The following is a 6,375-nucleotide window of genomic DNA, read 5'->3' on the forward strand; positions in this document are numbered from 1 at the left end:
GCCAGACTCTTCTATGCTGAAAAAAGACGCAGGATCAAGTGGTTGAAGGCTGCACCACCAGGTGTTTTCACAATGGAGCGATCAATGGCTAAAAAATCGGGATGGAAAAAGGGCGCGGCTGCGCTGTCATGGCTGCTGTTGCCGCTGGCGGCAGGCGCGGCGGAGAGCGGCGCACCGGCGGGTTATACGTTGGAAAAAGTGGTGATCATGAGCCGCCACGGCATCCGCGCACCGCTGGTGAACTACGGCGATGTGCTGGCGGAGTCCACGCCGCACACCTGGCCGGCGTGGAAGACCCCCGGCGGGTTGCTGACCCCTAAGGGCGGGCAGGTGGAGGAGCACGTCGGGCGCTATTTCCGCGCCTGGCTCGGCACCACCGGCCTGCTGGCGGCCGGCGGCTGCCCGGCACCCAAACAGGTGTTTACCTACGCCAACAGTTTGCCGCGCACCATCGACACCGCCACCCACTTCCTGGCCGGGGCGTTTCCCGGCTGTGATGTCCGCGTCACGCACCAGATGCTGGTCGGCACCATGGACCCGACCTTCAACCCGATTATTACCGCTGACGTGACAGACACATTCCGCCAGAACGCGCTGCGCTCCCTCAACCAGCATGCCGGGGAGGGCGGCATCGACGGCCTGAACCAGCGGCTGAAGCCGAACTACGCGTTTCTGGAGCAGGTGCTGGATTACCGGCACAGCAAAATCTGCCGGGAGGAAAAGCGCTGTTCGCTGGCGGCGCAGCCCTCCAGCGTGCAGCTGAGCCAGGGCAAAGAGCCGGGCATCACCGGGCCGCTGCGCACCGCCACGGGCGCGGCCGACGCCTTTATGCTGCAATATTATGAGGGCTACCCGCTCACCGATGTGGCCTGGGGCAAGGTCAGCACCCCGGCACAATGGCAGCAACTGGAGGCGATCAAAAACCTCTACCATGAGACGCTGTTCGGTTCCCCGGCGATTGCCGCCAACGCCGCCGCGCCGCTGCTGGGCTTTATCAGCCAGGCGCTGGACGGGGCCAACGGCAAAACGCCGGACGAGCAGGCCGCGCAACAGGCGAAAGTGGCGGTGCTGGTGGGGCATGATTCCAACATCGCCTCCCTGCTGGCGGCGCTGGGCACCCAGGATTATCAGCTGCCGCAGCAGTATGAGCGCACGCCGATCAGCGGTGCGGTGGTCTTCCAGCGCTGGCACGACAGCACGGCGAACCGTGACCTGCTGAAGGTGGAGTATGTCTACCCGACCACGGAGCAGATCCGCAACAACAGCGCCCTGACCCTGCAAACCCCGCCGCAGCGCGTTACGCTGAAACTGGCCGGTTGCCCGGCCGATGTGCAGGGCTTCTGCCCGATCGGCGCCTTCCGGCAGGCGATCGCGCGGCAGCAGGTGCCGGCAACCTGAGCGGCGTTCAGCCCTGCCGCTGCGCCAGCCAGATCGTGTGGTGGCCGCAGGTGGGGTCTTCGCTTTGCTGCCTGACCACCCGGAAGCCGTTCTGCGCCAGCAACTGCCGGTACTCCACCGGATCGAGGCTGGCGTGGTAGAGCGGCTGGCCGGCAAAGGTGCCGATCGCCTCGCCGTCCGCCGGGCCGCTGGTAAACAGCAGCGCCGCACCGGGGCGCGCATGGGCGCGGAAGATCGGGAACATCTGCCGCTGCGCCTCACGCGTCAGATGGAAGACGCTGTCCCAGGCCAGCAGGCCGTGGAACGTGCGGCCCAGCGCCAGCGTGCGCATATCCGCGACTTGCCAGCGCTGTTGCGGAAAGCGCGCCCGGCAGAGTTCAATCATCGGCGGTGAGGCATCCACGCCGGTGACGTCAAACCGGCGGGCAATCATCCAGGCGGCCAGCGGTTTTGCCGCACCGCAGCCGATGTCCAGCACCTGGCCGCCCCCCGGCAGCAGGCTGAGAAAGGCATCCAGCCACGGCTGTTCAATAAAGTCGTCACGGCGGGCGGCATCCCACAACGCGGCATGCTGCTGGTAGAGCGGGATGATGTTGTCGGCGGCGGGGTGCGGGCGCATGGGGTCTCCTGAGGCTGGGGGGAAAGGGCGGAATCACGCAGTCAAAGGGGCTGACAGTGAATAAGGTAACGATGATGACACAAGGTTCTGCGCCTCCGCATCTTCCGCCCGGTGAACAGGTGGTGCTGTTTGATGGTGAGTGCCCGCTCTGCCACCGGCTGGTGCGTTTCCTGTTGCGGGCTGACCAGCAGCGCATACTGAAACTGGCGACCGTGCAGTCCGCCACCGGGCAGGACTTACTGCGCTGGGCCGGGCTGCCTACCGATCATTTCAACACCATCGCCTGGATTCGCGGCCCGCAGCTGCGGGTGCGGTCTGATGCGTTTTTCGCCATTCTGGCACAGCTCGGCTGGCCGTGGCGCGCGCTGGCGATTCTGCGCCTGTTCCCCCCTGTGCTGCGTGATGCGGTGTATAACGGCGTGGCGAAAAACCGTTACCACTGGTTCGGCAAATTGCCGCCCGGATCGGCCCTACCGGGCGCACAGGAGCCGGGGCGCTATCTGTTGGGTGGGTTAGGGCCGGCTGGATAAGGTTGGGCGCATTTGTTTACATTTTAATAACATCATGCGGCCCGAAACCGATCTACACTCAACGGGTTGAAAGAATCATGGGTTAAAAACAGCAAGGGCGAAAAGCCCCCGAATAACAACCCAGCTTCATCCAGTTTGTTCCGCCCGCCTTGCGCGGGCTTCTTTTTATCTGGCGGTGGCTCAGCCTTTTTCCACCGGCCCTTTTTCCACCGGCCCTTTTTCTACGGGCCATGGCGCATTGAGATCGCCCCATTCTGTCCAGGCACCGTCATAGAGTGTGGCCTCCACACCCAGCGTCGCCAGGGCGAACACCAGCGCCGCCGCCGTGACGCCGGAACCACAGCTCGCCACCACCGGCTTCTCCAGATCCACACCCTGATCGATAAACGTCTGCTTCAGCGCGTCCGGCTTTTTCAGGCGGCCGTCTGCCGAGAGCAGCGTAAAGGGCACGTTCAGGCTGTTCGGGATATGGCCGCTGTGCAGGCCGGGGCGTGGCTCCGGCACTTCACCCCGGAAACGCCCGGCGGCGCGGGCATCCACGATCTGCGCTTCGCCGCTCTGGCTGAGTGCACTGACCTCTTTCACCGATTTCACCTGGCTGCGGTCGAAGGCAGCACGGAACGTCTGCGGCGGGCGGCTTACCTCGCCCTGTTCCAGCGGACGACCTTCGGCGCGCCAGGCATTGATGCCGCCGTCCAGCACCCGCACATCCTGTGCGCCGTAGTGGCGCAGCATCCACCAGATGCGCGGTGCCGAGAAGAAATCCCCGTCATCATAGGCGACGATAGTCTGATCGTTGCGGATGCCCAGTTTCCCGGCCTCGCGGGCAAAGTAGGCATCGTCCGCCAGCATATGCGGCAGCGGCGTGTGCTGGTCGGAGAGTTTATCCACGTCAAAATAGACCGCGCCGGGGATGTGCGCATCGCGGTACTCCTCTTCCAGCGGCCGCGGCGGGGTGGTGCCGGGCTTGGCCTTGCGGCAGTCGAGCACGATCAGGTTGTCATCCTGCAAATGTTTTTCCAGCCAGTGCGGGGAGACGAGATAAGAAGCAGTCATAGCGTCGCATTCCTTTGTTGCATCGGGGAGCCGGTGGCATCGGGGTAGGTGATGTCACCGGGGATCAGGGAGTAAACCCAGGCGTGGCAGGGTTTACCATGAAAATAGAGCCGGTTGCGGTGCAGCCCTTCGGCGGTGGCCCCCACTTTTTCGGCCACCCGGCAGCTGCGGTGGTTGCGCTCCATCGCCACGATCTCCAGCCGCGTCAGCGCCAGCCGCTCAAAGGCAAACTGGCTGGCGGCGCGCACCGCCAGCGGGGCCAGCCCCTGGCCGGTGCGGTCGCTGCGTGTCCAGTAGCCGACGTTGGCCATATGGTATTCGTAGCTGATGCGGTTCAGGGAGATAGCGCCGGTGATCTCGCCGGTGTGCAGGTCAAACAGGTTGAAGTTGTATTCGCTGCCGCGCGAGCGTTTTTGTTCTGAATCGCGCAGGAAGCGCAGGCTGTCGGCCACGCTGTAGGCGGGCGTGCACCAGCTCTCCCAGCGGCCAATGTCAGCCTGGGAATCGCGCACGGCGCGGCACAGCAGCGGGGCTTCAGCCTCTTCCGGGGCACGGATCTCAATGGCGTTATCACGGTATATCAGGCGTGGGATCATAGGCGTATCCTCATCGGCAGGGGGCTCAGCGTCACCCATTCTGCGGTGGGGTGTCAATATTTTCAGCGTCCTCGCCGGGCAACAGCATCACCAGTTTCAGTGCCGGGCTGCCCGCCGGGTAGAAGGTTTGCTGGCGATACAGGACGTCGCCGCGCTGGGGATGATGGAAGCGGCGCAGGCCGCCCTCGCGCGCCATCACCGTCTGGCCGTGCCACCAGCCGTTAAACTGCACGCTGGCGCGGCAGAGCGTCTGGATCTGTTCACGCACCGGTTCAGAGTGCGGGAAGTGGCGCGTCTCCGCGCGGAATTCTGCCACCACCCGCCGCGCCCGCTCCGGCCAGTCCGCCACCAGTACCCGCGCCAGCGGGTGCAGGAACATAAAATTCAGCAGGTTAGGGGCCGGGTCGCTGCCGAGGAAGCCGCTGAACAGCGCCTGCGCCGGGGCATTCCAACTGATCACATTCCAGACGCTGTCCAGCAGGTAGCCGGGGCAGTGGATCTGCTGCACGCTGGCCAGCAGCGCCGGGCTGACGGCGTCTGCCGCGTCCTGGCCCTCCGGGTCGCTGGCCTGCGCCAGGGAGAAGAGATAGTCACGCTCGGCCGTGCCGAGTTGCAGCGCCCGCGCCAGCCGCGCCAGGGTCAGCGGCGAGACGGAGACATCGCGCCCCTGTTCAATCCAGGTGTACCAGGTGGTGCTGATGCCGCTGAGTTGCGCCAGCTCCTCACGCCGCAATCCGCTGGTACGGCGGCGCGGGGCGCGGGGCAACCCGGCCTGCGCCGGGGTGAGGCGTTCACGGTGGGCGCGTAAAAAAGCGCCCAGTGCCTTGGGGCCATTCAGGGTATCGGGTTGCATCATCTCGTGTCCATTTCGCGAAGGGGGTAGCCGTTATACCAGTATAACTGCTCATATTGTACCCGTATCTGTAGGCACCTATAGTGGGGCCACGGCGCAACAGGACGGCCGTCAGACTCTTCATTCTTATCAGCACCCCGGAGGCATTATGGACAAGCAGGGCACCCACGCAGAGGCAGTTGAGCGGCAGTTCGGCACGCAGGCCGACGCCTATTTACACAGCGCGGTTCACGCACAGGGCGAAGATTTACAGCGGCTGGCGCGGCGGCTGGCGGCGCACCCGCAGGCCAATGTACTGGACATCGGCTGCGGGGCGGGGCACGCCAGTTTTGTGGCGGCCGGGCAGGTAGCGCAGGTGACGGCATACGATCTGTCGGCGGAGATGCTGAAGGTGGTGGCCGGGGCGGCCGAAGCGCGGCAACTGGCGAATATCCGGGTGGTGCAGGGGGCGGCGGAGTCGTTGCCGTTTGCGGATGGCGAATTTGATGTGGTGATCAGCCGTTATTCAGCACACCACTGGCATGATGTCGGGCTGGCACTGCGCGAGGTGCGGCGGGTGCTGAAGCCGGGCGGCAAGGTGATCGTGATGGACGTGGTGTCGCCCGGCCACCCGGTGCTGGACATCCACCTGCAAACGGTGGAGGTGCTGCGCGACACCTCCCATGTGCACAACTATTCCGGCGGCGAGTGGCTCACGATGTTTAACGCCGCCGGGCTGGGGGCAGAAAAAGTGACCCGCGGCCGCCTGGCGCTGGAGTTCAGCAGCTGGGTAACGCGGATGCGGACGCCGGAGCACTTTGTGACGGCTATCCGGGCGTTACAGGAGGGGGCCTCTGCTGAAGTGGTTGAGTATTTTGAGATTCAGGGGGACGGGAGTTTTTGTAGTGATGTGATGACGATTGAGGGTTTTCGGATGTGAGGGGGGGCGCATGGCCATGCGGGGGGCTTCTTTTTATGGATCGAGGTTTGTTGCGTTGGCAGACGCTCGCTGTTTTTCTGCGGCTATGCTGCCGTCATCGGTCATAAAGTGGATTGTTTCGGTTGTTTATGTGCGGTGGTTTTTTTGATCGGGGTTTGTTGCGTTGGCAAACGCCTGCCGTTTTTCTGCGGCTCCGCTGCCGCCACCGGGCGTGAAGTGGCATGTTTCGGTTGCTCATGTGTAATTGTCTACCTGGCTTTCCGAGCCTCAACCGAGCAGGGCCTGCCGGCGCGCCGGCCCTGCACGTCACGGCTCCCCACAAAATTCAGTGCCGCTTAAAAAGCGGCGCTGATATGCCGAGACCAGCATGCGGCGCGCTTTTTCAATATCTCTTCCTTTTATTT

The 6,375-nt window shown here is 64.1% G+C and carries 7 protein-coding genes; 3 read left to right on the forward strand and 4 right to left on the reverse strand.

The window, feature by feature from the left end; genetic code table 11:
• Positions 1 to 84: 84 nt before the first annotated feature.
• Positions 85 to 1,398, forward strand: coding sequence for a bifunctional glucose-1-phosphatase/inositol phosphatase (gene agp / locus CYR55_RS18785; protein WP_101817880.1), 1,314 nt, complete (start codon positions 85 to 87; stop codon positions 1,396 to 1,398).
• Between the two features lie 7 nt (positions 1,399 to 1,405).
• Here the strand turns inward: agp and CYR55_RS18790 are convergent, their stop codons facing one another.
• Positions 1,406 to 2,017, reverse strand: a complete 612-nt coding sequence (locus tag CYR55_RS18790; protein WP_101817881.1) for a class I SAM-dependent DNA methyltransferase — start codon at positions 2,015 to 2,017, stop codon at positions 1,406 to 1,408.
• Between the two features lie 71 nt (positions 2,018 to 2,088).
• Here CYR55_RS18790 and CYR55_RS18795 point away from each other — a divergent pair, with 71 nt between their 5' ends.
• On the forward strand, positions 2,089 to 2,547 hold the full coding sequence (locus CYR55_RS18795) for a thiol-disulfide oxidoreductase DCC family protein (protein WP_241522190.1): 459 nt from the start codon (positions 2,089 to 2,091) through the stop codon (positions 2,545 to 2,547).
• Positions 2,548 to 2,727: 180 nt separating this feature from the next.
• Here CYR55_RS18795 and sseA read toward each other — a convergent pair whose 3' ends face one another.
• From sseA to CYR55_RS18810, 3 genes are read right to left on the reverse strand one after another with little or no spacing between them, the layout of a single operon-like run.
• Positions 2,728 to 3,603, reverse strand: a complete 876-nt coding sequence (gene sseA, locus CYR55_RS18800; protein WP_101817883.1) for a 3-mercaptopyruvate sulfurtransferase — start codon at positions 3,601 to 3,603, stop codon at positions 2,728 to 2,730.
• Complete coding sequence (locus tag CYR55_RS18805) at positions 3,600 to 4,199, reverse strand: GNAT family N-acetyltransferase (protein WP_101817884.1); 600 nt, start codon at positions 4,197 to 4,199, stop codon at positions 3,600 to 3,602. Before CYR55_RS18805 ends, sseA begins: the two co-directional genes overlap by 4 nt.
• Positions 4,200 to 4,230: 31 nt before the next feature.
• On the reverse strand, positions 4,231 to 5,052 hold the full coding sequence (locus CYR55_RS18810) for a helix-turn-helix transcriptional regulator (protein ID WP_101817897.1): 822 nt from the start codon (positions 5,050 to 5,052) through the stop codon (positions 4,231 to 4,233).
• Between the two features lie 148 nt (positions 5,053 to 5,200).
• On the opposite strand from CYR55_RS18810, the gene CYR55_RS18815 reads away from it, so the two are divergent.
• The gene (locus CYR55_RS18815) at positions 5,201 to 5,971 is read left to right on the forward strand and encodes a class I SAM-dependent methyltransferase (RefSeq protein WP_101817885.1); all 771 of its coding nucleotides are present in this window, start codon (positions 5,201 to 5,203) and stop codon (positions 5,969 to 5,971) included.
• Positions 5,972 to 6,375: the final 404 nt, after the last annotated feature.

Origin of the sequence: Chimaeribacter californicus (assembly GCF_002858675.1) — a bacterium.
Taxonomy (GTDB): Bacteria; Pseudomonadota; Gammaproteobacteria; order Enterobacterales; family Enterobacteriaceae; genus Chimaeribacter; species Chimaeribacter californicus.